A 24,658-nucleotide genomic window follows, 5' to 3' on the forward strand; every position below is an offset into this window, starting at 1 on the left:
TGAAGGTCTTCCACCAGTGACCCTCTCTCTGGAATGCATCATCGCTTACTAATCCTCTTCCACGTCTGAAACGTATGTTGTTATGTTAGTTTGTATGGTTGATTTTACGCTATTTGGATTTCTTTGTCAAGGGGAGATCAGAACTTGCCCCTGCTGATTTTCATGCACCGTTGACTGAACCGCAGCTATAAAAGCAGCTGGATCCAGAAAACGCTCCCCGGAATCATTTTCGTAAGCCGTCTGCCGCATGAGATCCAACAGCTCCTGGCCTGTCAGCGATGGATTTACCTGCCAGCCCAGAGCCAGGACGCCTGTCCCATAAGGAATTGCCCAGCTATGTCCGCCCGACGCGTCATAGCTGTAAGAATACTCGCCTTCACTGTAGACCTCTGCCGTGGTGCGGTATCCCACCGGGGTTCCCAGGGCATGCGCAGGACATTCCAAAAAGCCGCCGTCAGGCGTTCCGATTTTGCTCGCCGTAATATCATCCCGTTGATCGAAATCAAAAAAGCTGGGCCAGAATACACAGGTATCATAGTCCGCTCTGCAGTCCAATACCAGGATACCGGCCTCCCGGGCCCGTTTTACCGCCTCGTCCCACGCCTCAGGATGATCAAAATATTCCGTGTTTGTGAGGTCTGCTGATACACTGACAGCACGAATTCTTTCAGACTCCGGTAGTGTTTTATTCTGCTCGATCATCCAGTCCAGCGCCTGGCCTGCCATTTCCGATGCGTTTCTGTCCCAGAATTTGATTGCTGCATAGTACAGCCTGACATCCGGGGCTGTTCCGATGGAATTTCCCGCAAGCAGACTTGTTACCGCGGGGCCATGCATCGAACTGGGGCTGTCTTTTTCGGTCAATCCCACGGTATAGTACGCTTCAATCTTGCCCGCATACTCCGGATGGCCGGGCAGTAAGGGCTGGTCAATGATTGCTACCGACACGTTTTTACCCGTAATTCCCCGGTCATGAAGCTCCTGCACATGCAGTCCGGGATTTTTTCCAGTTTCCATAATCTCGGCCGCAAGCGCTTCGTTTCCCTCAAAAAGCGTATTTTGATTAAGCCAGTATGTAATCATATCCGCCGGAACGTACTCACCGGAACGCAGTGTGTTGACTTCATCAAATCCACGCACATCCGAATAGGGAGCCAATACCTCAATGGTTCCAGTACTCATTTCAGGTGTGGAGTCTATCGGCGGCTCAGTCTGACTGCCGCTTTCGCTCTGCCCTGCATTGGGGGCACAGGAACAGAGAAAGAACAGGGACAATACGATCATTGCCATCCTCTTTTTCATCTTACTTCTAACCTCCTTCGTGTTCTCCGCTGATTACCCGACCCTCGATCCGTTCGGTACTGGTTTTTCAGGCATCGCAAGAACTGGTACGATTCCGTCCTCATAACCAATGTCCCAAAGCATCCCATGGGACTCGATGCCAAACATCTCTCTCGGCGCCAGATTCACAACAAACAGCGCCTGTTTCCCTTCTACTTCTCCTGGATTCTCCCGTTCTTTTTTCAGTCCGACGAGAATTGTCCTTTTAAATGTACCGAAATCCACGGTCAGCTTTACCAGTTTATCTGATTTCGGTACGTCTTCCACCAGTTCGATCGTCCCCACCCTGATATCAACTTTTTCCAAATCACTCATCTTGATTTCTGCTTTTATATTCTCCATGACACACGCTCTGCTTTCTTCATAAATATTTGATTTATTATACCGTACCATTTTCACGGAAGGTGACACACAACACGAGAATACGCCCTATATCTCCGCAAGCAGATACAGGCATCTGACCGCATTTCTGATCACTTCGTCCGGGAACTCATAGTCTGGCGTGTGAAGGTCCGGGCAGTCTTCACCGGCTCCTATGCCGAAATACATGCCCCGGCATTTCTTTAAATACCATCCGAAATCCTCAGACCAGCGGAATGGGGCGGCGGCTTCGAGGCAGGGGATTCCTTCCTGTTCGAAAAGCATCCGGCTCTTGTCTATGATCTCAGGGGTGTTTACGGTATCACAGGAAAATGTCTCCCTCCTCATGACCGCAGTCCCCAGCGGATAGCCCGGGAGATTGTGATAGCCGTAGACGCGGTCTGCGCCCAGTTCTTCTAATAATCTGCTGCATGGATTTCCGCCTTCTCCGGTCTCCTCGGCAGGCTGGAAGAGGAAGCAGAGATTCTTTTGAAAAACCCGCCCCTCCGTCAAGAGGCAGAGCCCCGCCAGTATGGCGCTGTGGCCGTCATGGCCGCATCCGTGATAAGGAATGTTTCCGGCGCCTTTTATGGCGTCCATGTCCGCGCGGAAGACAACAGTTTCCTCGGCGCCGTTTTCCTGATGGAGGGCGTAGAACCAGCTGCCGCGGTCAGTGACAGAAAGGGAGGTGTGTTCTCTGAGGAACGTTTTTAACATTTCCATGGTCCTTCGTTCCTGGCCGGACAGTTCCGGGATTTTGTGGAGTTCTCTGCGGAGCGCCTTTATTTTTTCGAAGGTCTCATCGTCGAGAGCGCTGTGGCTTCCAGTACTGCCGCATTCTTTATTCCCCAGCGGCTTTTCGCTTATAATCCGCTCGGACTCCTGCCTGACCAGGTCACGTAATCGTCTGGTGTATTCTGACATGTTCGATATGTCGTCGCCATATGTAAGATTCAGCTCATATTCCAGAGGGAGCCATGTGTCCGCGCCCGCCTCATTATGCTGAATCAGAGTCTCGATCTTGTCCAGAGCCTTGGTAAGCCTTGCCTCCTTCGTCTGAAGTGCCTCCATCTCGTCGAAAAGGCCATTAAGCCTGCAGGCCAGCTCATCGGGGAGGGAACCGGTCATGGTCCGAAGGACGGCGCTCTCCGTCTCTTCATCTGAACCGCCTTTTATAAAGGCGGGAATATCCCCGGTAATGGCCTCGCCCCAGTCGTGGATCAGACACATGTCCACCACCCGGTCCATGTCCAGCTCCGGGAATTCATCCTTTAGCAGAAACGCCATAACCACCAGACGCCAGCTGTGCTCTGCTACGCTCTCCCTCCTGCCGGAGGTGGTCCAGTTATGGCGGGTATTGCATTTTAGTTTTTCTAATATTCTTAAAAATTCAATCAATTTCTCCGGTTCCATTGCTGCCTCCATTTCTGCCATGGCATCGCTGCCGCGGCACACCTGTTGAGATTCTTATATGGAACCAGTATATCACTAGCCGCCGTACAGTTCCACCAGATCTTCAATAATCAGGAGTCCGATCGGCCCCAGGATAAAGCCCAGAAGGCCGAACAGCTGGAGCCCCACATACATGGAGATCAGCGTTTCAAGCGGTGTCAGACCAACCTTGTCTGCCATGATTTTGGCCTCCATCACCTGACGGAGGAAGTAGCAGATAATATAGATGACAAAGAGGCCGATTCCGTAGAGCCAGTCTCCATTTACCAGGCGAAACAGAGCCCAGGGGATCAGTACCGTTCCCGTGCCGAAGATGGGAAGCGCGTCGAGAAGGCCGATTCCGATTCCCAGAAGCAGGCTGTACTGATTGCCCATAAGGAAAAGGCCTGCGGTACAGATGCACATAGTCAGGAACATGATGCTTCCCTGTGTCTTCAGCCATGCGCTGCCTACCATAGTCAGCCTGCTGCCCAACAGGGCAAATTCGTGGCGGAAAATGGAATTGTCACGGCGCATCCGGATATCCTCCATCTCCTGAAGGGAGAGGATGGTGGCGATAAACAGTATAATGGTCATAACCGTAACCTCCACGAAACAGCGCACGACGGTCATGGAGTTTACCATTAAAAATGGCATGGCGGCATCCTTCATGGCTTTCCCGCCGCCGACCAGCATCTCGCGCAGCATTTTCACCAGAAAGCCTCTGGGGAGGCGGAAGAGATTCTCGGTAAAGAAGCAGCAGCCGGTCAGCCAGCGGTCGAGGCTGTTGATCATCTGCGGAAGGTTGTCGAAGAACAAATTCGCCTCCATAAACAGCTTTCTCCCGCCATAATACAGAAGCGTGCCGAACAGCGCCATCAGGATGATGATCTGAACGCCGCCGATGACCGCCAGGGGCAGATGGACTTCTTTCCTTTTTAATGTAAACCGGCATTTCTTTTCCAGCCATACGGCGGAAGGACGAAGTGCCAGGGCAAATATATATGCAATCAAAAAGGGAATCACCAGGGGCAGCAGATACTTAAAGCTTGCATAAACTGCCCCCGTAACTCCCAGTATTAAAAAAGTTTTCTTCAGTTTCCTACTCGGTTTCTCCATGGACTCACCTGTTTCTGTTTTGTACTTCTTTTGTACAAAATCTAGTATGAGCCGCAGGGCAGTAAATTATTCGGACTTGCTCCTGCCAAAATTTATCCAATTTTGTGATTTTCGATGTAGTATTTTTTCTTATTCGCCGAACCGCCCTCTACGACACAGAAATCCAGCAGATCGCCGACCTCCGTGTACAGCACCAGCGATTCCAGTGTCCTTGCCACGGTAGAACGGTTGATGACCTGTTCCCGGTCCGAAAACGGTGCGTACTGCCGGTTGATCCTATCCGCGATCTGCGTGATCGTCAGCGGCTGCTCCTTTGATCCATGTTGTTTTAATATATTCACAATCACCAGCGGAAATAAAACCTGATGCATGATACTCATCCTCCTGTTGAGGCTTAAAGATCATGCGGTCCCTGCCGCAGGACTGGATATCCGCCGCACGTTCTTTAAGCGATCGTCTTCTGCAACGCAAAAAAGCCTGTAGTTATTATAACTGACAGGCGCGCTGCTGTAATATCGCTCACGCAGTACGACGGTTTCCATTTCGGTTTCCATTCCTTTCTTCCTATTATAAAATACTCCAAACGGAAAAGGAGGGATTCGAACCCCCGGTGCCTGACGGCACAATACTTTAGCAAAGTATCATCTTAATCCTCTCGATCACTTTTCCAAATTTTTAATTTTCCGTCAAACGAAGCGCGGCGGCTCCTGTCTCGCTTCGTTTGACGGAAAATGGATGCGGCAGGACTCGAACCTGCGTTGTTTCCGATGTGAGAGATTTACAGTCTCCTGCCCTCGCCGCTGGGCTTACGCATCCTCAAATGTTACGTTTCAGACTTTCTTTCCGTTGTCTATGGTCATACTTTACCACACCGAACAATGCAAATTTGCATTACTTTAAAGATTTTTAAAATTATATCCCATAGTATGGCGGATATCCTGCTGCACACAAAAAAGGAACCGCCGGGCAGCGATTCCTCCGATATCATTACATTTTACATTTAAAATGTCAAAACGGATTTCACGATAAATCATATCCCGACTGCATGGATTCCCTTTTATATTGTACGCCAAAAGCTTCACTGCAATAAGTCTCTGCACTGAAGGTATCGCTGCAATATTCATAAGTGAATGCATGAGCTGGTCTGTTCATCGCTGTTATCCTCATAAAAACGTTTATCGCCGCAATCGGCAGAAGCGTTTTTGATTTCGTTTATTTTCGTTTTACTTCATCAGTGTATCACAGGGGATGCGGTCTGTCAAATGTTGTCTGTGGTCTTTGGTCTGTCTTCTGCCTAAAGCCTCATCGGCTTAAAAACCATCTCCCCGTCTTCCCATTCCACACCGGCCAAATACGCGTGCCGGTTCGGGTCATACAGCGGATCTCCCGAGATCTCATCGTACTGCCGGGCGTGAAATACCATGATATCACGGCCATTTTCATCGACGGTGAAGGAATTATGGCCGGGACCGTACAGTCCGGCCGTTTCATCGGTCACAAGGACCGGCAGACGTTCCTTGGTCCAGCTGGCGGGGTCGAGAAGGTCACTGTCTTCTTCGGCGCTCAGTAAGCCCATGCAGTATTCCGCGCCTGTGGCGCTGGCCGAATACGTCATGCAGATACGTCCATTCCGCCGGATAACAGCCGGCCCCTCATTGACCCAGAAATCAACCCGCTCCCAATCGTAATCCGGGGACGACAGGAGAACCTGCTTCGTCGCCAGACTATGCGGAGACTTCATCCTGGCAATATAGAGATTGGAAATCTTCTTTCCCACGCTTACCTTTTCCGCCCAGACACAGTACCACGCGCCGTGCGACGCAAAGACAGTCATGTCCAGGGAAAAATCCTGAAAGGAAAAATCATCTGCGGCCTCCATCATCCCCAATTCCTGCCAGGGACCTTCCATGGGATCCTCCGCCCTGCACTCCAGCACATACGGCCGGATGGCCCAGACATCCTCAGCAGCGCCCGCGGCAAAATAGAGATACCAGGTGTCTCCGATCCGGTGAAGCTCGGGCGCCCAGATGTGGGCGCTCATATCACCGCTATCATGTTTTTTCCATACTGTTTTCTCGGGGGCCTCCCGAAGCCCCATGAGGGAATCTGACTTTCTCAATACAATTCTGTCGTACTCCGGAACGCTGGCCGTAAAGTAATACGTGCCGTTGTCGTGACGCGTCACATACGGGTCCGCCCGGTTACTGATAAACGGGACATTTTCCGGAGTCTTTTTATAGTTAAACTGATTCATACGTGTTATCCCCCTCCAACGCCTATCCTTTCACCGCTCCAGCCGTCATGCCTTCGATGAAATATTTCTGGAAGGCGATAAACAGAATGAAGATCGGGATGATGGAGAACAGGGAACCTACGATCAGAAGGCTGTAATTGTCCCCATAAGGGTTAATCAGCGTATTTAAACCAAGGGTCAGCGTGTATTTATCCGAAGAACGGATTACCAGCAGCGGCCACAGGTAGTTGTTCCATGCGTTCATGCCGTTTAAGATCGCCATGGCGGAGAATGCCGGCTTCATGATCGGTACGATCAGCCTTAAAAAGATTCCGTATTCCGTGGCGCCGTCGATTCTTCCCGCCTCTAAGAGGGACTTGGGAAGGCTCAGTAAGTACTGGCGGAAAAAGAAGATTGTAGATGCATGCGCCATGAACGGAAGGACAATGGCCGTATAGCTGTCCATCATCTTCATCATGGACATCTGCTTATACAGCGGCAGCATGACAACCTCCAGCGGGATCGAAAGGATGAGAAGGACGATGACGAAAAATACCCTTTTCCCCTTAAACTCGTACGCTGCAAATCCGTATCCGACAAAGGCGCTTACGGCCAGTGTCAGAAGCACGGTCAGAGCCGTTAAAAAGATACTGTTGAAGAACCAGGTCCAGTACTCATGCTGTCCCGTGAAAAGAAGGACGAAATTGTCGAGGCTCATTCTGGAGAAGTTGATATCCAGGTTTAAGCCGTACTGTAATAAGTCGCCTCCGGGCTTGAAGCTGGCGATTAACAGCAGCCAGATCGGAAGAATAATCACAATTGCCAGAACAATGAACAGGATGGTACTGCCCCACAGCTCCAGACTTGCCTTTTTTGATTTACCGGATAATTTCGTCTGCATACTATTTATCCTCCTCTTTAAAGGTACCTGTCAGCTTCAGCTGAATGACATTGACAACCATGACGATGATGAGAAGCACCATACCGACGGCACAGGCGTATCCCATGGCCCGCTTCTCCACGCCCTGCCGGTATAAGTATCCGACAATGGTAAGGCCGATGTTGTTCGGGGAGTTATTGCCCTTGAACAGCATGGTACTCTCCAGGAACATGGACAGGCCCGCGTAGATGCTGATGGTCAGTACGTAGACTGTAGTCGGCTTTAACAGGGGGATGGAAATACTTTTAAACTGCTGCCATTTCGTCGCTCCGTCGATGGACGCCGCCTCGTATAATTCCGTCGGAATGTTCTGGAGTCCGGCCAGGAAATAGAGGATATTGACGCCGGTCCAGCGCCAGCAGGCCAGCAGAAGGAGGGCAAAATATGTGGTATTAGCGCCCTTTAACCATTTGATCGGGTCGAGGCCGAAAAATCCAATGACCTGATTGAAGAGGGAGGAGGCCGATTCTCCGAACATAAGCCGGAAAATCGTACCTGCTACCACTACCGACGTCAGCGCCGGCAGGAAATAAACGGATTTAAAGAACTCGGTTCCCTTTAACAGTTTATTGTTTAATAATGTAGCAAACAGCATCGGGAAAGGAATCAGCAGAACCAGTGTCCCGACCATATACTTAAAGCTGTTCCACACGGCTTTATAAAAGATTTTATCCGTCAGCAGCCGGGAGTAGTTGTTAAACCCCACCCACTCATCCTTCAGCACATCCTGAAAGCTTAACAGCACGCCGTTGCATATGGGGGCGATCCAGAACAGAAGGACCGTGATGACAAACGGGCAGATAAATACGTATGGGGCTATTTTCTGTGAATAAAACAGTTTTTTCATTCCGCTAACTCCTTTCCTCGATGCTTTCCATCATAACTTATCTGAATTCATTGTCCAACGTTTCCTGGGACTGGGTCAGTGCTTCCTTAATATCCATTCCATCCTCGTAAATGCTGTTGAGCGTTACGTTGCAGAATTCGTTGTTGATGGACGGCATCTTCTCATCTGTAAAGCAGGTCAAGAGACCGATACTGTCTTTTACTTCATTTAATACGTCAAATGGATAGGTGGTAAAATACTGTACAAACTGGTTATCCGGATTCTGTGTCAGCGCCGTGTCGGTCCATACTTCTGTGTTGACCGGGTCAAAGCCTAATACGTTCCAGATTTCCTTACTTGCTTCAGCAGACAGCTTGATGTATGCCATTACTTCTGCCGCCAGGTCTGCGTGCTCGCCCCCTGCTACAACAGCTGTACCGGTACCGCCGCCGCCGATTGTCTGAACCTTGCTGTCTTCAAATGCCGGAACTGCTGCGATTGCTACCTTGCCCTTTAAGTCGGTCATGTAGTTGGTGTATCTGGATGTCTGCCAGAAAGGCATAATCTGTGCCGCATAATCGCCGGAATTATAGAACGGATACGCTTCCTCGTTGTCAGGCTGACCGCCCGGAACGGTTGCAAATGCGCCGGTATTCTGCATTTCCTTTATGTAGGTCAGCACCTCTACCATCTCGTCGCTGGTGATGTTGACATTGCCGTCAGCGTCTAAGTAATTCCCGCCCTTCTGAGCCAGCATCAGGTTGATCATCCACTGCGCGCTCGTCTCGATACATGCAAAATACTTGCCGGTTGCTTCGTAATATTTGACGCCTGCTTCCTTAAAATCATCCCATGTCTTGATACTCTTGTAATCAACGCCCGCCGCGTTCATAAGGTCTTCATTATAAAACGCAACCGTGGTACCTACGTGAGTCGGGAATCCGTAGATCTTGCCGTCTTTGGAATAAATGTCAAGTCTTGACTCAACTACGGTATCTCTGTATGGCTCGATTGCAGAGGTTAAATCCATCAGGCCGATTTTTCCTGTCATAAATGCCGGGAATTTGCCGAGCTCAATATCCACGATATCCGGTGCGCCTTCGCCTGACTCCAGAGCAAGGGACAGCTTATTGTGCATATCATCGTATGCCATGTTGCTCAATACCAGCTTTACTTTCTTGTCCGGGTTCTCTTCATTCCACTTCTCTGCCATGTCCACGTAGAACTGCTGGTGCAGTTCGATGAAGGTCCATACGTTTAAGGTGGTTACGTCGTCACCCTCTACCGCCATCTCGTTCTTGCCTGCGGATGCAGCTGTGGTAGTCTCTGCTGCCTTCGTATCCTCGGTTTTCGTTCCTGTACTCTCTGTGCTCTTGGAGCCGCATCCTGCGAGGGCTGAAACCGCCATTGCTGCCGTCAATAAAACTGCTAATACTCGTTTTCTCATAAAAGTTTCCTCCTTATTCTGAATCATTTATTCTGATCAGGCGTATTCGCCTGCATCACACATAGTATAATTCTTTCATCCATACGGTCATCTCGCCCGGCGTGCGGTTGCACCACCTGGCGTATGGAACCGCCTTCAGCGAAATATCTTCTAACTGCGGCCGTTCTGCGGCGTACAGCTTCTTCTGCAGCGCTCCTGCGGCCAGCCGTTTGCCGTGAACGGAAACGCTTACCACGCCGCCTAAAAGATCCGGTTCCCAGGTCTCAGCCGGCGGCTGGGAAGTATCCGCAAAGACTCCGGCCAGATTCGCGCCGTTGTCCGTTTCTTCCAGACAGTACACGACAGGCCCTTTCTTAATGGCCACTCTTCCCGCGTCAGCCCGTACCATGGGATTGGCCCACACATAGGCGGCCGGCATATTCCAGGTGAGAATGACCGGATCACTGCCGCTGTCCTCGTCCAGTATGGCGTATCCCGTCTCCTCATGCCACCGGACCGGTCTGCCGTCACGTCCCGTTACTGCAAAGCCTTCTGCGTATGCGGGAATCCGGAGCGCCAACTCCATCTCCTTCCCGCCTTCTCCGCCTCGTGTAATCTCACACCGGCCTTTCCAGGGCATCTGACTCTCGATTTTAAGAGAACCGGGGATTCCATCGATCACGGCGCTTACATATAGGTTTACATAAACCCGTTTATCTTCTCGAAATGCGATATAGTGGCCCAGACTTGCTAACGTTCTCGCAATGTTGGGCGGACAGCAGGCAACGCCGAACCATTTCTGGCGCACCGGCTTGACGTGTTCCATGGAAGTCCGGTTCATGCAGTTGTCCGGCCATACCTCCAAGGGATTTACATAGAAGAAGCTCTTTCCGTCCATGGCGATTCCCGCCAGGATGTTGTTGTAAAGCTCCAGCTCTACAGTGTCCATATAGGAAGCGTCCTTTGTGATTCTCGCCATGCGGCTTCCGAAGAGAGCCAGGCCGATGGACGCGCACGTCTCGGAATAATTCCGGTCGTTCGGCAGGTCGTAATCGGTTGTGAACCGTTCCAGAATGCCGGAGGAACCGATTCCTCCTGTCAGGTACATTCTCTTTCCGGTCATATTGTCCCAGAGAGTCTTACAGGCATCCATCAGGGCTTCGTCCCCGTATTCCAACGCCAGATCGGCCATGGCACAGTACATATAGACGGCTCTGACTGCGTGTCCCTCCGCCGTCTTCTGATCCCGCACCGGCATATGGGACTGGGAGTAGGCCGGGTCATATCCGGAGAACTCAGGAAAGATTCCCCTGCCGCCTCTCTTCTTCTGCTCCTCCAGAAAATAATTCGCTCCCACGCCCCGGATATCGATAAAATACTTCGCAAGCTCCAGATACTGCCGTCTGCCGGTCACGCGGTAAAGACGCACCAGTGCCAGTTCGATCTCCTGGTGGCCGGGATATCCGTGAATCTGATCCGCCTCCGGCCCGAAGGTATCGCAGAGCAGATCAGCCGTTTTACAGACAATCTTTAAAAATTCATCCTTCCCGGTGGCCTGATAGTAGGCAACAGCGGCTTCTATCATATGGCCCGCGGTGTAGAGTTCGTGCCCCTCCTGGAGATTTTTAAACCGTCCCTCCGGTTCCTTTATAATAAAGTATGTATCCAGATAACCGTCTTCCTGCTGGGCTCTCCCGATCAGTGCGATCGTCTCATCGGCCAGCCGCTCCAGCTCCTCATCGGGAAAAGCCTCCAGCGTATACGCCACGGCTTCCAGCCATTTCGCCACGTCCGTATCCTGGAACACGGCTCCCATGAAGTCTCCTTCTTCTTCCCTTGCAGCCACTTTAAAATTGTGCAGGCAGTGGCTCGGCTCCGCGTCCTTTACTAAATCGTTTAATATTTTCCACTGATACGGGATAATGCTTTCTCTCACGAGATCAATGGAAGGTTTCCAGAATTCATCGGTAATTTTCGTATTTCTCAGCGGTATTTCCTGAAACATCTTAGCGTTTCCTCCTTTCTCGTTATATTAAACGATTAACATAAATGTTATAAAAAAAATACCATTTTTAACGTATGGCATGTTTTTATTGGCTTTTTCTTATCATTTATGCATTAGATATGCTTTTTTTATACTTTCATTTCACCTTTTTGTTTTATATGTTAGATAATATCACAATAAAATTGCCTTGTAAAGTACTTTTGCGCAATTTTTCCATTTTATTAATCGTTTCATATAGGGCATTTTGACTACAAGTATAGGATTTTCCTATGGTTGCAAAAAAGGAAGTACAGTCTGCATGTCCGATATCTCTCGGTTAGCAGATCGTACTTCCTCTCGTTGTCACTCCGGAATCTTTTCTGATGAATTCTTTTCTGATGAATTCTTTCCTGGAGTATTCTTATTTGATGGATTCTATTCTGGTGCATTCTTCTCAGACATATTCTTTCCAGATATATCCTTCACCGACTTCCGAATCCGCCTGGTGCACTCCACTGCACAGACGGACTCCTCCTCGCTGATCTCCCTGCCTTCCAGCATCTCAATCATGATTTCGCTGGCCCGGTAGCCGATATCGTGAAGCGGCAGGTCAATGGTTGTCAGCGGCGGATTATAATAACTGGACAGCTCCCGGTTATCGTAGCCCACCACGGACAGATCCTCGCCCACCGTCATGCCCAACTCCGCCAGCCTGTCGTAGACGCCGCCAGCCATCAGGTCGTTCATGCAGAATACCGCTGTGATGCCCTTTGCAAGAAGCTTCGTAATGCCCTCATAACCTGACTCCCGATTCCAGTCTCCCTCGGTCACAAAGCCCGGGGAATAGAGGATTCCGCTGTCAAACAGCGCCTCCTGGTATCCCACCAGTCGGGACTGCGCGTGAATACTGTCCGCTTTTCCCATAATTACGCCGATTCTCGTATGGCCGTTCTCGATTAAGTATTTCGTGATCTCGTATGCTCCGTGGCAGTCATCCACCACGACGGAGGGCACCTTCGGCGTCCTGGAATAGCCGTAGGCCATCACCGCCGGTATGGGAAGATTCTCCGGAATACATAAGATCGGCCGCTCATGGGCCGCTACATAGATGATACCTTCCACCTGCTTCTGCATCAGTTTTTTAATCTCGCCGCGTACCACCTCGTAATAGTCGTCCTTGCTGTAGTAGGTATCATTATACTTCTTATAAAGCCTTAAATTGATCAGAAGAATCTGATAATCCACCTGTTCGCACTGTTCCGTAATTCCATCTATGATATCCGGAATGCTGAATATGGTCATATCCTCGGCGATCACGCCGATGCTTCTCGTTTTCTGCAGCTTCAGATTTTTGGCCACCACGTTTGGCGTGTAATTCATCTTCTCAATCATAGCCAACACGTTTTTCCTGGTCGCCGCGCTGGCCCCGGGCTTATCATTCAATATATTCGATACCGTTGCCACGGAAACATTGCATGCCTTTGCAATTTCCTTTATGGTTGCCATTCAATCACCCCCCAAGTCTCTAAAACTATTAATACAGATTTTGGGGGAAATGTCAAGCTGAAACGTTTAATATATACAAAATCTCTGAATCTCCCGGTCCAGGACCGCGCCGATCCTCTGGTAGCCGGCCCGATTGGGATGAACCCGGTCTTCCAGGTATAAATTGGCATTATCGCGATGAATTCCGCACAGCCGCCGCATGTCGATGAGCGGGAAGCCCAGCCGCTTGCTGGAGTGCTCCAGCTCCTCGTAGTAATCAAGCATGGTGTATCCGTTTTTGTTGGGCAGTTCGTAAGCCTCTCCCGCCTGCGCCATGCCATCCGGACACTCAAACCGGTAGATCGGAGTCACCCAGACCAGTTCCGCGGTGGGAGCCGCGGCGCGCAGCCTGTCCACAGCTTCCTTTACCCCATGGGAGAACTCTTCCATCCCGCTTCCCCAGTACCAGTCGTTGCTGCCGTGCCAGATAAGAAACAGCTCTGCGTCTTTCGGAACCGGATTCTTATCGAGCACCTCCAGCATGCCGACGGGCGTCTTCCGCGTCAGTCCGCTGGAGCCGACGGCAAAATTATAAACCCTTTCCAGGGAGAGGCTGCTTTTCAGCATGGCCTCATAGCCGCCCTCCCCGTGTGTTCCCGTTGAAATACTGTCGCCGTAAATCGCTATTGTCTTCATAAAATATCACGCCTCATTTGTCATACAAGTCAGAATTTAAAATGTCAGCTTCATGTCGCCCTGCACCATAATCGAGTGCTGTGCGCCCTGATAGATCAGATTTAACTTGAAGCAGTCCTCTGTATGGATGCTCACCTCAAGGGACCCGCCTGCGTCTGCGGCCTCGAAATCAGCCGTCTTCCCTGCAAACCAGTACCGCTTGCAGCCCAGAACACCTCCCCGCACCAGATGCTCGGATATCTCCCAACGGACCGTCGTTTCCGTCTCATTCCTGTCGAGGGACAGGCCTGCGGCGTACTGGATCAGATAGAGAATCGGAGCGAGGCCGGACCAGCCCACGAAATCCTTGTTGTCTGCATCCCCGCTGGATATCTCATCCGGCGGATAGTTCTCCCAGATAGTTCCCGTCTGCTCATAGACCTTTGCAATTACATCCAGATGATTGATAGCGATGTCCTTGGCCAGCTTATGGAACCCGTGCTTCTCCAGTCCGCAGGTGACGAGGGCGTTGGTCGGAGCCCACACGGAGCCTCTCCAGTATCCGCCTCTTGGATCGTATCCCTCTTCGTCCGCAGCCACAACCGGAATCCGGTGTACGCGGTTAAAGGTCTCCTTGTCCTCCAGCCATTCGATGAGACGTTTTCCCTGTTTCTCATCTGCCACGCCGGACACCAGTGGGAAGAAGCCCGCGATCGTCTTGATTCTGGTCTGGCGCTCGCCAAATGTCATATCGTAGTAAAATCCGTCCTGTTCGTTCCACATATAGTGATTGATTTTCTCGATCAGAACCGTGCGGTCCTTCACAAGGCCTTCACGCCGTTTATCGTAATCCGGCACCTCGTAGCCCCGTTTTACCAGGACATCCATGATGTCAATCAGATTGCCTGCAAACATGGCCATCTCACTGCTGGTATCCACTGCGAGCCCCAGATGCTTGTTTCTCGGCGAGTTATCCATACTCGCCCAGTCCGTAACGTACAAGCCGTTCTGATGGCGCAGATGGTACTTCATCGCCTCATGATAGTGGTAGAGCGGCTCAAATACCAAGTGAAGACGCGCCGCGTCTCTCGTATGGCAGTAGCTCTCCCATTCCGCGAAGGCGAGAAGGGGATGGTTTAGATTATCTAAGGTCAGATACGGCTTCCTCTCGATGATGCGGCCCATATTCGGCTTGTACATGTCCTCATACGGCAGCTTTCCCAATTCTCTTAAGGTACGGAAGCCATAGTGATTCTGGAAATAGGAGTACAGCGGACTGTCAAAGGCGTTGACCCACAGGAGAAAATCTTTTCCCGTCTCCCGCACCATCTCCCTGGGTATCTCCCCATCATCAAACTGCTTGCAGTAAAAGTTATCCAGGGAACAGATTCCCGGAACGTAAGGATGAAGAAGATTGCAGAACAGCGTCATAAATACCGTGTCCCAGAGGAAAATATCATCATTAAACGCGGCGTCCACAAAATTGCTCACAAACCCGCTGCCCTCTGTCGGACGGTGCACGTTGGTATATAAAACCTGAATCGCATACTTGTAGCAGTCCACCCATTCCGGATGGCTGGATACGATAGGAACCGGCAGCCTGTCCTTTACCTCTTCGTAGCTTAAAAGCGGCGCTCCGTCGTACTCTTTCTTATCAAAATACATTCCCCTGTCAAGGGAATCCAAAAAGCTGTAATCTCTGTCCATACCCTGCTTCTCCTCTTTTATAATGGTCAGCCGTTAATCTTCATCCACAGATATTCATATGGCTCCAGCGTGACCTCCTGATTCATCTGTTTACCGGAAAGCAGACCGCTTCCCGCCATTCCTGTCTTCAATTCTACCACATCATCCGATACATTGATAAGTACCAGAATCTGATTTTCTTTCGTCCCCCTCAAGAGTGCGAACACTTTTCTATCCAGCTTCAGAACCTGCTGCGGACTGTTGGGCGAGAATGCGTCCTCCTGCTTCCGGATCTTTAACATCTGCCTGTATCCGGCCAGCACCCGGCTTCTTAAGGAATCCGGATCCGAGAGTTCCGCCTTCAGCTGGTCTGCGTCAAGCTTCTCCCTATTAATTCGTCTCTTGATCCCTGATTCTTCGAAATCCTTATAACAGTTTCTGGATCCCAGAAGGCTGTGGTAATAAATCGCAGGCATTCCCATGACGGAAAGCAGAATACACTGGGAGCCGAGGAATTTGCGGACCATTTTCCCCCTATCCGTCTCGTTGCCGGCTATGGCGTCCAGGTAATTGATGTTCAGTTCATACGGGACCATACTGCCGTCGGCCAGGGAACGGTAACCTACTTCTCCGCCGCGCTCCATGACCTCGGCCACCATGAGGCGCCGTTCCCCCTCGCTTAAGATGTCTTCCACCGGGCGAAGGCCGATTCCGTCGTGGGATGCCAGGAAATTAAAGTAGGCAGTCGCTTCCGTGGTCGGTTCCAGCCCCGCCGCCCAGTCCGATAAATGCTCCGCGCTCCCGCTCAAGTAGGAATACAGGGTCAGCGGAGGAAGCGGAAACTGGTAAACCAGCCCGGCCTCATCATAGCCGCTGCCAAAGTAGCTGATGTTCTCTTTATGAGGCACATTGGTCTCTGTTATGATCGTACAGCCCCTTGCGCAGGACTCCAGGACACACCTCATCAGCTTGATCAGCTCATGGGTCTGCGGAAGATGCATGCAGGTCGTCCCCAGCTCCTTCCAGGCAAAGCCGATGGCGTCAAACCGGATAAACCGCGCGCCCTTCGCTGCATAGAGCAGAAGTACATCGAGAATCTCCATTAAGACTTCCGGGTCTCTGTAATTTAAATCCAGCTGGTCCTCGCTGAAGGTAGTCCACAGATACTTCATCCCCATGGAAGTTTCAAACTTCGTGAGCAGCGGCTGCGTTCTGGGCCGGATCACGGTGCTGTAGTCCCCATCGGGATCCGCCTCGATGAAGAATCCCCGGTAGTGCGGATTTCCTGCCGCATACTCTTTAAAGTACCGGCTTGACTTAGAGACGTGATTGATCACCGCGTCAAACATCAGATCGTACTGTTTCCCCAGATTCCCGATATCTTCCCAGTCTCCCAGCTCCTGATTGATCTCCTTAAAATCCGTCACTGAGAATCCGTCGTCCGACGTATAGGGGAACATGGGAAGTAAATGGACCGCGCTCACCGTATCGGAAAGCTCCTCGTTTAAGAATGAGCGGAGTGTGGCGAGAGGCGCTTCCCCCTCTCTTCTGATTCCGTCACCGTACGTGATCAGCATGACATCTTCCTTGCTCACCCATGGATAAAGCGCCTCTCCGGAGGTACTCCCCATCTTGAGCTTCCACGATTCCGTCAGTGCTCCTATCCGCTGTTCCAGTTCCTCCCAGCAGTCCGGATATAAATTTTGTAAGTGTTCTTTTATGCTGTCCATATTCTATCTCCATGCGATATATAGTGTTATGATTTTATTTCCCGGTACCGTACAGGTTATGGTGTCCGCCGTGTGCTTTACTTCCCCTTCCAGTTCCTCCAAAAGGCTGCACGCCCGGCATTCGCCGATCTCCCGGCCGGTGCGGATCACCAGTTCCTCCTCGCGGCTGCTTCTGTTATAGAAACGCACCACCGTTCCGTCCATTGTCCGGTGTTTCTTAAGGGCGCTGAGCAGGATGTTTTCGTTGTCAAAGTTTAAGAAGGATCCGCAGGCCTCTCTGTCTGCCGGAAGGTGCGGTACGTCCGTTCCATAGAGAGGATATAAGTATTTCTCTGCCTCCCTGGCCGGATTCTCTTCATCAAACAGAACCGCGTATTCCACAGTAGTCTCCCCAAGCTCCATAGCTCCCTTCGTCTCCACCACAGGGGTGGTGCTCTCCTGTCCATCCAGCCATGAGGTCGGAAGGCCGTGGAATAAGTAACTCGTACTCCGTAGCAGGGTGATATAGAAATCCACTGTCTCTCCGTTTTTCTTCGTGTGGTATTCATAAAGACCTTTTCCCATCACGTGGAAGCTTCCGTCACATTCCGCCGCTGTTCCCTGCGAGACGCTTTCCTTTTTCCCCCTGAGTCCTGCGTATCCCCGCATCGGGTTTAACAGGGACTGCGTCGATTTAAGCTCCGGTGCAAAGTCCTTTCTTTCCCCGGTCCGCTCCGTCTCCTCAAAGCCTGTGTTTGAGTATTCCACCGGATTTTTTAATGCCGCCGGGAATCTGGCAAACAGGATGTGATCCGGACAGGGATTGTCGATCTGTACCGTAAATTCCACCCGGTCCGATCCCTCAGTCAGACAGACAAGCGTTACGATCCGGCACACCCGATACTCGGCGGAGCGCTTTAAAAATCCGCGGTCCGCCCGGTCCGGTATGTTCAGTTCGGCCGTTATCTTAAGCTTCTGTGACAGGGGGCTGTTGTGAATTACGGATACGCCCGTCAGCCTTGCCAGCACATGTTCGTCCAGAAGCGGAGACACGTGCTGATACTCATCCCCCGCTTCGCCTCTGTCCACGAAACTGTTCAGTCCCCGGTATATTTGTCCGTTCTTTTTGTCCAGCACATTGATGCTGGCGTCTTCATTGACAGTGACAGAAAAACGCTGGTTTTCGATCTCAGCCCCGGATGGCTGGCGCCGCACGTAGAATTCCTGGCACCGCTTCTCCAGAAGACGGCTCTTCTGAATCCGGAAATACCGGATGGAAAGCGCCGGAATATCTTTTACCGGGAATAAAATCTTCACACACGTTCTCGGAATCTTCTCCTTGCTGTTATAGAGGTATTCCCGGGTGATCACCTCATCCGAAAGTTCCAGAATTTCATAGGGAATCTCCTCGCCGTTGTCCCCATAAAGTACGAAATCCTTCCAGCCTCCGGCCTTCTCCAAGTGCACCGTCTGTTCCGTCATCCCCGTATAGGCAAATGGATGGGGATTGAAGACCGCCAGATACGACTCATCGCCGGAAACCTGTCCGTACGCTTCCCGTCCCGTCAGCTCCTCCATCGCCATCTCGCTGATCCGTGAGGAGGACTGGAGCGCATGGGTTAAATAGGACCTGATATCGTCCATCACCTCGTCGGTAGAACAGCCGGAGATTCCGTCGTGTCCCAGAGATATGGAGATGTTTCTCCAGATTTTTCCGAAGAGCCCTCCCGGATAGTCAAATCCATCTCCACAGGCAGAGGCCAGGACGGCCAGCGGCTCCGCGTACCGTTCCACCTGCGACTGAACCGCAAACAGAAGGCGTTTGATCCGGCCCCGGCAGGAAGTGACCGCGGTCGGATCCGGCCCGTACCGGAAATCCCGCAGCTCCCCTCTGACCGTTTTAAGGCCGCCGCAATCACCCGCCGCTTCCTTTGCCATTTCCGCGTAATCGGCAATGGAACCATTTCTGATATCCAGCTCCGGAAACGTTTCCTTCACGTCTCTCACCATAGCCGTAAAATCCGGGTCCTGAAAGAGATGATCGGAACCATTGATCAGCAGAAAGGTATTTAAACGGCTGGATTCCTTTAACGTGCGGTAGGCGTCGTAAAAATGCTCTGCCGTGGTCTTTCCCATTTTCCCCCAGCTCTTCAGACTCCAGTATCCCAGAATCATATACTCGCACAGGACGCGGGACCCGTCTGGGGACTCCCAGCAGAATTCCTTTTCTTTGTATTCCGTCCGGTCCACTCCCCGGAAGAAGAACGCCGTATCGATTCCCACGCCGTTTAATATCTGCGGAAGCTGGGAGAGATGACCGAAATTATCCGGCACATATCCCGCGTTTAACTTACCTCCAACCGACCGGCATACCTCATCTCCCAGCAGGAAATTACGGATCAGCGCCTCTCCTCCGGATAAGAACTCATCCGGCAGATTGTAGAGCGGCCCGAATACGAGACGCCCCTCCGCCGCCAGCTTCTCGATTCTCCCCCTGTTTTCCGGGTAGATTTCCAGGTAATCCTCCAAAACCACCGACTGTCCGTCAAAGGTATAGCATAGAAACTCCTCATCCTGTTCCAGAAGGGTGATCAGCCGGTTCATCAGACCGCAGAGCCGGATCTGGAACTCCTGAAAGGTACGGTACCACTCACGGTCCCAATGGGTTGATGCCGCGATCAGAATCTTATCCATGTTGCATCCTCTTTCCACCGTTGTACGGTTTCCTACTTATCTGATTTTTGCTTTAATCCGATCTCTACTTAATCCTGAAAGACGTATCGCGGTCAAAGAACATCACCTTGTCGTCCTTAACGTTTAACGCCACATTCGTCTTCGGCGCCATTTCCATGTAGGTGGTGGTGTGAATCTTCACTTCATTTCCGCCGATCTTTGTGATCAGAATGGCGTGGGAACCCTGGGGCTCCACGAAATCGATGACGGTGTCGCATAAGTAACCTTTTGTCCGCTCCATGGAGAATGACAGATCGATGTATTCCGGCCTCACGCCTAAGTCCACCTCTTTGCCGGCGTACGGCAGAAGCGCCTCCTTTAAGGAATCCGGCACCAGATAGTGAATATCATCGTTTATGGCCATCAGGCCATCGGCCGTCTTTTCGATCTTTGTGACAAAGAAATTGGTCGGCGGCGTGCCGATGAATTCTGCGACAAATCTGGTCGCACTGTCCTGATATACCTCCATGGGCGTGCCGATCTGCTCGATCCTGCCCTTGTACATGACGACGATTCTGTCTGCAAGGCTCATGGCCTCAGACTGGTCATGGGTAACGAAAATGCTGGTGGAATTCTGCTGGATATGGATATTTTTAAGTTCGGTTCTCATCGACACACGGAGCTTTGCATCCAGATTGGACAGCGGTTCGTCCATCAGGAAAATCTTCGGCTTTACAACGATCGCCCTGGATACGGCAACCCTCTGTCTCTGGCCGCCCGACATCTGCGCCGGATAACGGTTTAAGAGACCTACGATATCGGTTGCTTCCGCGGCCGCCGTCACGCGTTTTTTGATCTCATCCTTCGGCACCTTCTGGAGCTTTAAGGGATAGGCGATATTGTCAAATACCGTCATGTGGGGCCAGATGGCGTAACTCTGGAATATCATGGATACGCCGCGGTCCTTCGGCTTCTTTCCGATTACGTCTTCCCCGTCGATTAATATCTCACCGCCGCTGATATCCTCGAGTCCCGAGATCATGCGGATGGTGGTCGTCTTGCCGCAGCCGGACGGTCCCAGAAATACGATGAACTCTCCCTTCTCAATGGATAAATTCATATTATTAACAACCAGCGGACCATCTTTCGTATATTTTTTCTGCAAATTCTTGATTTCCAAATAGCTCATAAGCTTCCTCCTATAGTTCTACTCCGCCCCACATCTGACCGATATATTTTCTGATAATGAATGTAAACACCAGTGCCGGAAGGATCAGCACGATACTTCCCGCCGCCGCGTACTGGATTCCGCTTGAGGTGGTTCCGATCGCCTTATAGACAACCAGGGACAGCGTCTGGTTTTTATTGGTCAGGATCAGGGCTGAAATGGTATCATTCCAGGCTGTTAAAAACGAATACATCGAGCTCGCCGCCAGGGCCGGAAAGGCCAGCGGCAGGGTGATCTTCGCAAAAGTCTGCACACTGCCCGCTCCGAATATCATGGACGCCTCTTCCAGCTCCTTGTTGATTCCGATGAAGATACTGTTGGTGATCCATGCCGTCAGCGCGATATTGGGGACGGAATAGAGAAGCGCCAGACCGATTCTCGTATCAAAGAGGCCGAACTTAATCAAAAGCATTGCCATGGGAATACTGATTCCCACCACCGGGAACATGCGGACGATTAAAAGCGATACATTAATCTGTTCCTTAAACTTAAACTGGAATCTGGCCATGGCGAACCCGGCCAGACTGCCGATTCCCAGGGAAATCAGAATCGTGTAGAGTGAAACAATAATACTGTTTTTCAGCGCCGCGGCCGCATTGGGCACGATACTGAAGAACGTCTTAAAGTTATAGAATAAGTCTTTTTTATAGGTAAACTCCATGGGGCCATTGGTCAGAGTCTGCTTAAAATCCTCGACCAGCTCCTCACCGGGCACGGTTACCGCATACTGTCTGGTAAAGTGTGCTTCCAGCTTGGAGGCTCTCTTCGTCGTGATAATGGATTCATATCCCTCTCCGCTGTCATAGAAAATCTCGAATTCTCCCTCCGAAGTCGGCGCCACCTTGACGGTGACTGTACTTTTGGGGATGAGCCGTTTGGGGAATTCCGTCATTTCGACAGAGTTGGAAAACGCAACCGTTGTAAATGCAAGAAGCGGAACCGCCACAAGGAGGACCATGGTCGCCAGTATCAGGGCCATAACGGTTTTCTGTACGATATTCAGTTTGTCCATCATTTTGCTGCCTCCTTCGCTTTAGCCAGGCGTTTCCCGCCTTTTTCGTGGGAACCGGCTCCCGCCCCCTTCGAAACCTTTAAGTATACCACTGTTGCACACAGTACGATCAGGGTTGTTAAGAAGGAGAGTGTAAACGCCAGCTTCTGGCTCGTGTTGACACCGGGTACGGCTTCGACATAGAACGCGATTCGCTCCACCAGGAACGGAACCTTGCTGTATCCCAATACCATAACCGCGATCGACCATACCTGAATGGCCGCAATCAGTCTCATAATGATCGACGTGGTGATGGATGGCTTTAAGATCGGAATCACGATATCCTTAAAGGTCTGCCATTTGTTGGCTCCAAAAAGGTATGCCGCCTCTTTTAATTCTCTCTGTACCCCCTGAAGTCCTGCGATCAAGATAATCATGACGGAAGGGGTTACGGTCCAGGTGTCGATGAGAATAATCAGGAAGACTGCGGACAGTCCCTCCGCCCCCATGAACACGATGGGCTTGTCGATTAAGTGTAATCCGATCAGAACGGTGTTGATCCAGCCATCTCTGACCAGTCCCGTCTTCCAGAGTATCGCTACTGCGGTGGGGGTGATGGCCATGGGAATCATCGAAATAAACATCAAAAGCTTGGAGCTTTTGAACTTTCTTGAAAGGAGTACGGCTAAGAGAAGAGCCAGAAAATATTGAAGCACAACTGAGACTGCTGCAAATGTTGCGGTGTTGAAAATTGCCGGGCCAATTAAGTCGGACTGGGCCATCAGCTTAAAGTTGCCAAGAAGTGTGAAATTGCCGTCAAAATCAGTAAAAACCTCTTTTACCCCCGACAGCACCGGCAGCAGCCAGAATACTGCATAAAAGAGGAATGCCGGGAGCAGAAGCAGATAGGGAATGCTTTTTTTACTGAATATTGCTTTCTTTGTCGTCTGTTTTGAATCGTTCTCGTTCAAATATATCCCCCATTCCTTTAGGCAGGATAAACCTGTCTGTATAATAGAAAAGCCTGGAAATGCCCGGTGAAGATCGTATTACCACACCGCAGCTTTCCAGGCCTTTGCATAATTAATTAGTTCTTCAATGCTTCCAGCTTACTCTGCTCTTCTGCAAGGTAATCATCTCCAGGAACCGCTTTATTCTTTAATACATCGTTAAAAATATCACCGTAAAGCAGTTTTACCGCGTTCCAGTCAGAATACTCTGCTGCCGGTACACCGGTTACGATCGTGGTCTTTAACATTTCAATACCGGCTCTCATCACTACGTCGCTGGATTCCAGAATGTCGCCAACCTCTTCGATCGGGCTTAAGGATCCGCCGTAGTTGGAACAAAATTCATAATTTACTTCCGGATCTGCGATGTAATTGATAAATTTCTCTGCCAGTTCCTGATTCGGAGCACCCTGCGCGATGCCGTAGCACCATGCGCCTGATGTGGAGCCTGCGCCCTTGCTTCCCTTGGGAGCTGCGCCGATTACATAGTTGTTGGGAGCCGCGTTGTAGCTTGTACCAACAGGTGCCATATGTGCAAATGTCAGCCATACGTCGCCGCTGTTTAACGGATCTGTCGGTGCTGTGTACTGATCCTGCTCTGCGTAGAATCCGTTGCCTGCCGCAATCTTAGCGATAATACCGAGCGCCTCCTTGAATCCGTCAGAGGTAAATTCCGGGAAACCTCCGCCATAAGCCAGGCTCATGCCGCCCATCGGGTATAACAGCTGGGAGCTTGTTAAGTTGGCAGGCATCATGGTCTTTCCTTCGCCTTCACCGGCTGCAATCGCAACCGCCCAGTCTGCGTACTGTTCCCATGTGATACCGGAAACAACATCTTCTTCTGTCAGTCCGTCCGGAAGGTAATCCAGAGCCTTCTTATTGGCACACGTTACGTATACATCGAAGGTAAACGGAGCGAAGTAGCGGACACCGTCTTTATTTGTTGTGTTGTCAAACATCTGAGTATAAGTCGATCCTGTGCTGTTTACCAGTTCTGTAATATCCTGCATCCAGCCGCCGTTCACGTATGGCGCCATGTTTGCTGTGTCAGCGTAGATAATATCGGTTATGTAATTCTTGCCTTCCTGCTCCGACTGGATCTTCTTCACCGCGTCCGCCTGAGCCACAAAATCCACTTCTACGGTACAGTTATTCTCCTCTTCGAAGTTCTTGAAGAAGGTATCCATCAAATACTGCTTCTCATGAATTTCCGGAGTGCCGCTGTAGGTAACCTTTAAGACGTTCGAGCCGCCGGCTTCCTTCTTGGCTGCTTCCGTCGCCGGCGCCTCCGTGCTCTCTGCTCCGGCTGCCGCCGTCGTCTCGGGAGCCTTTGTCTCAGCCGGCTTCGATGAGCATCCCGCCATGCTCGCCGTTGTTATCACTGCAAGACCAAGTGCCGCTAATTTCTTCGTTAAGTTTTTTTTCATTGTTCCCTCTCCTTTACCATTTGTTGATGATAACATTATAACATTCCAACATTCCTACTACAATGTGGCGGCGCCCAAACCCGGGCCGCGCTTTTGTGCATTTGCACAATTGCC

Annotated in this window: 20 protein-coding genes, 2 tRNA genes and 1 other annotated feature (1 of these 23 cut by a window edge); all 22 genes read right to left on the reverse strand. The window is 50.9% G+C overall.

Going from position 1 to position 24,658, the window contains the following annotated elements; genetic code table 11:
- Positions 1–71: a binding site (T-box leader), on the reverse strand (it extends 131 nt beyond the left edge of the window).
- Between the two features lie 55 nt (positions 72–126).
- The 22 genes from DFR60_RS10965 to DFR60_RS11065 all read right to left on the reverse strand — a co-directional run bounded on the left by DFR60_RS10965 (position 127) and on the right by DFR60_RS11065 (position 24,544).
- A complete protein-coding gene (locus DFR60_RS10965; protein WP_110322943.1) occupies positions 127–1,302 on the reverse strand; it encodes a S8 family serine peptidase in 1,176 nt (391 codons plus the stop codon).
- 33 nt (positions 1,303–1,335) lie between these two features.
- Positions 1,336–1,683 (reverse strand): tRNA-binding protein, encoded by a 348-nt coding sequence (locus tag DFR60_RS10970; RefSeq protein WP_110322944.1) that lies wholly within the window; start codon positions 1,681–1,683, stop codon positions 1,336–1,338.
- Between the two features lie 87 nt (positions 1,684–1,770).
- Complete coding sequence (locus tag DFR60_RS10975; RefSeq protein ID WP_243005042.1) at positions 1,771–3,135, reverse strand: M20/M25/M40 family metallo-hydrolase; 1,365 nt, start codon at positions 3,133–3,135, stop codon at positions 1,771–1,773.
- 54 nt (positions 3,136–3,189) lie between these two features.
- Positions 3,190–4,251: an AI-2E family transporter gene (locus DFR60_RS10980; protein ID WP_110322946.1), complete on the reverse strand. Its 1,062-nt coding sequence runs from the start codon at positions 4,249–4,251 to the stop codon at positions 3,190–3,192.
- 92 nt (positions 4,252–4,343) lie between these two features.
- Entirely contained in the window at positions 4,344–4,622 is a 279-nt protein-coding gene (locus DFR60_RS10985) for a hypothetical protein (protein WP_110322947.1), read from the reverse strand.
- A 30-nt stretch (positions 4,623–4,652) separates the two neighbouring features.
- Positions 4,653–4,805 (reverse strand): hypothetical protein, encoded by a 153-nt coding sequence (locus DFR60_RS30380; protein WP_167437577.1) that lies wholly within the window; start codon positions 4,803–4,805, stop codon positions 4,653–4,655.
- 30 nt (positions 4,806–4,835) lie between these two features.
- Positions 4,836–4,920, reverse strand: a tRNA-Ser gene (locus tag DFR60_RS30385).
- 63 nt (positions 4,921–4,983) lie between these two features.
- A tRNA-Tyr gene (locus DFR60_RS10990) sits at positions 4,984–5,067 on the reverse strand.
- A 478-nt stretch (positions 5,068–5,545) separates the two neighbouring features.
- Complete coding sequence (locus DFR60_RS11000) at positions 5,546–6,505, reverse strand: family 43 glycosylhydrolase (protein WP_110322949.1); 960 nt, start codon at positions 6,503–6,505, stop codon at positions 5,546–5,548.
- Positions 6,506–6,527: 22 nt separating this feature from the next.
- Entirely contained in the window at positions 6,528–7,385 is an 858-nt protein-coding gene (locus DFR60_RS11005; RefSeq protein ID WP_110322950.1) for a carbohydrate ABC transporter permease, read from the reverse strand.
- 1 nt (position 7,386) lies between these two features.
- On the reverse strand, positions 7,387–8,271 hold the full coding sequence (locus DFR60_RS11010) for a carbohydrate ABC transporter permease (RefSeq protein WP_002601819.1): 885 nt from the start codon (positions 8,269–8,271) through the stop codon (positions 7,387–7,389).
- Positions 8,272–8,308: 37 nt separating this feature from the next.
- Complete coding sequence (locus DFR60_RS11015) at positions 8,309–9,697, reverse strand: ABC transporter substrate-binding protein (protein WP_110322951.1); 1,389 nt, start codon at positions 9,695–9,697, stop codon at positions 8,309–8,311.
- Between the two features lie 55 nt (positions 9,698–9,752).
- A complete protein-coding gene (locus tag DFR60_RS11020) occupies positions 9,753–11,681 on the reverse strand; it encodes a glycoside hydrolase family 127 protein (RefSeq protein WP_110322952.1) in 1,929 nt (642 codons plus the stop codon).
- A 414-nt stretch (positions 11,682–12,095) separates the two neighbouring features.
- On the reverse strand, positions 12,096–13,166 hold the full coding sequence (locus DFR60_RS11025) for a LacI family DNA-binding transcriptional regulator (RefSeq protein ID WP_110322953.1): 1,071 nt from the start codon (positions 13,164–13,166) through the stop codon (positions 12,096–12,098).
- 66 nt (positions 13,167–13,232) lie between these two features.
- Positions 13,233–13,841: an SGNH/GDSL hydrolase family protein gene (locus tag DFR60_RS11030; RefSeq protein ID WP_110322954.1), complete on the reverse strand. Its 609-nt coding sequence runs from the start codon at positions 13,839–13,841 to the stop codon at positions 13,233–13,235.
- A 36-nt stretch (positions 13,842–13,877) separates the two neighbouring features.
- Positions 13,878–15,527 (reverse strand): MGH1-like glycoside hydrolase domain-containing protein, encoded by a 1,650-nt coding sequence (locus DFR60_RS11035; RefSeq protein WP_110322955.1) that lies wholly within the window; start codon positions 15,525–15,527, stop codon positions 13,878–13,880.
- A gap of 26 nt (positions 15,528–15,553) precedes the next feature.
- Entirely contained in the window at positions 15,554–17,236 is a 1,683-nt protein-coding gene (locus tag DFR60_RS11040; RefSeq protein WP_110322956.1) for an alpha-amylase family glycosyl hydrolase, read from the reverse strand.
- Between the two features lie 3 nt (positions 17,237–17,239).
- Entirely contained in the window at positions 17,240–19,909 is a 2,670-nt protein-coding gene (locus DFR60_RS11045) for a glycoside hydrolase family 38 N-terminal domain-containing protein (RefSeq protein WP_110322957.1), read from the reverse strand.
- Positions 19,910–19,973: 64 nt separating this feature from the next.
- Positions 19,974–21,077, reverse strand: coding sequence for an ABC transporter ATP-binding protein (locus tag DFR60_RS11050; protein WP_110322958.1), 1,104 nt, complete (start codon positions 21,075–21,077; stop codon positions 19,974–19,976).
- A gap of 10 nt (positions 21,078–21,087) precedes the next feature.
- Positions 21,088–22,131 carry a carbohydrate ABC transporter permease gene (locus DFR60_RS11055; RefSeq protein ID WP_110322959.1) on the reverse strand — a complete coding sequence of 348 codons (1,044 nt, stop codon included), beginning with the start codon at positions 22,129–22,131 and terminating at the stop codon, positions 21,088–21,090.
- Positions 22,128–23,078: a carbohydrate ABC transporter permease gene (locus DFR60_RS11060; protein WP_110322960.1), complete on the reverse strand. Its 951-nt coding sequence runs from the start codon at positions 23,076–23,078 to the stop codon at positions 22,128–22,130. Before DFR60_RS11060 ends, DFR60_RS11055 begins: the two co-directional genes overlap by 4 nt.
- Positions 23,079–23,194: 116 nt before the next feature.
- The gene (locus tag DFR60_RS11065; RefSeq protein WP_243005043.1) at positions 23,195–24,544 is read right to left on the reverse strand and encodes an ABC transporter substrate-binding protein; all 1,350 of its coding nucleotides are present in this window, start codon (positions 24,542–24,544) and stop codon (positions 23,195–23,197) included.
- Between the last annotated feature and the right edge of the window lie 114 nt (positions 24,545–24,658).

Origin of the sequence: Hungatella effluvii, from assembly GCF_003201875.1 — a bacterium.
Lineage (GTDB): Bacteria > Bacillota > Clostridia > Lachnospirales > Lachnospiraceae > Hungatella > Hungatella effluvii.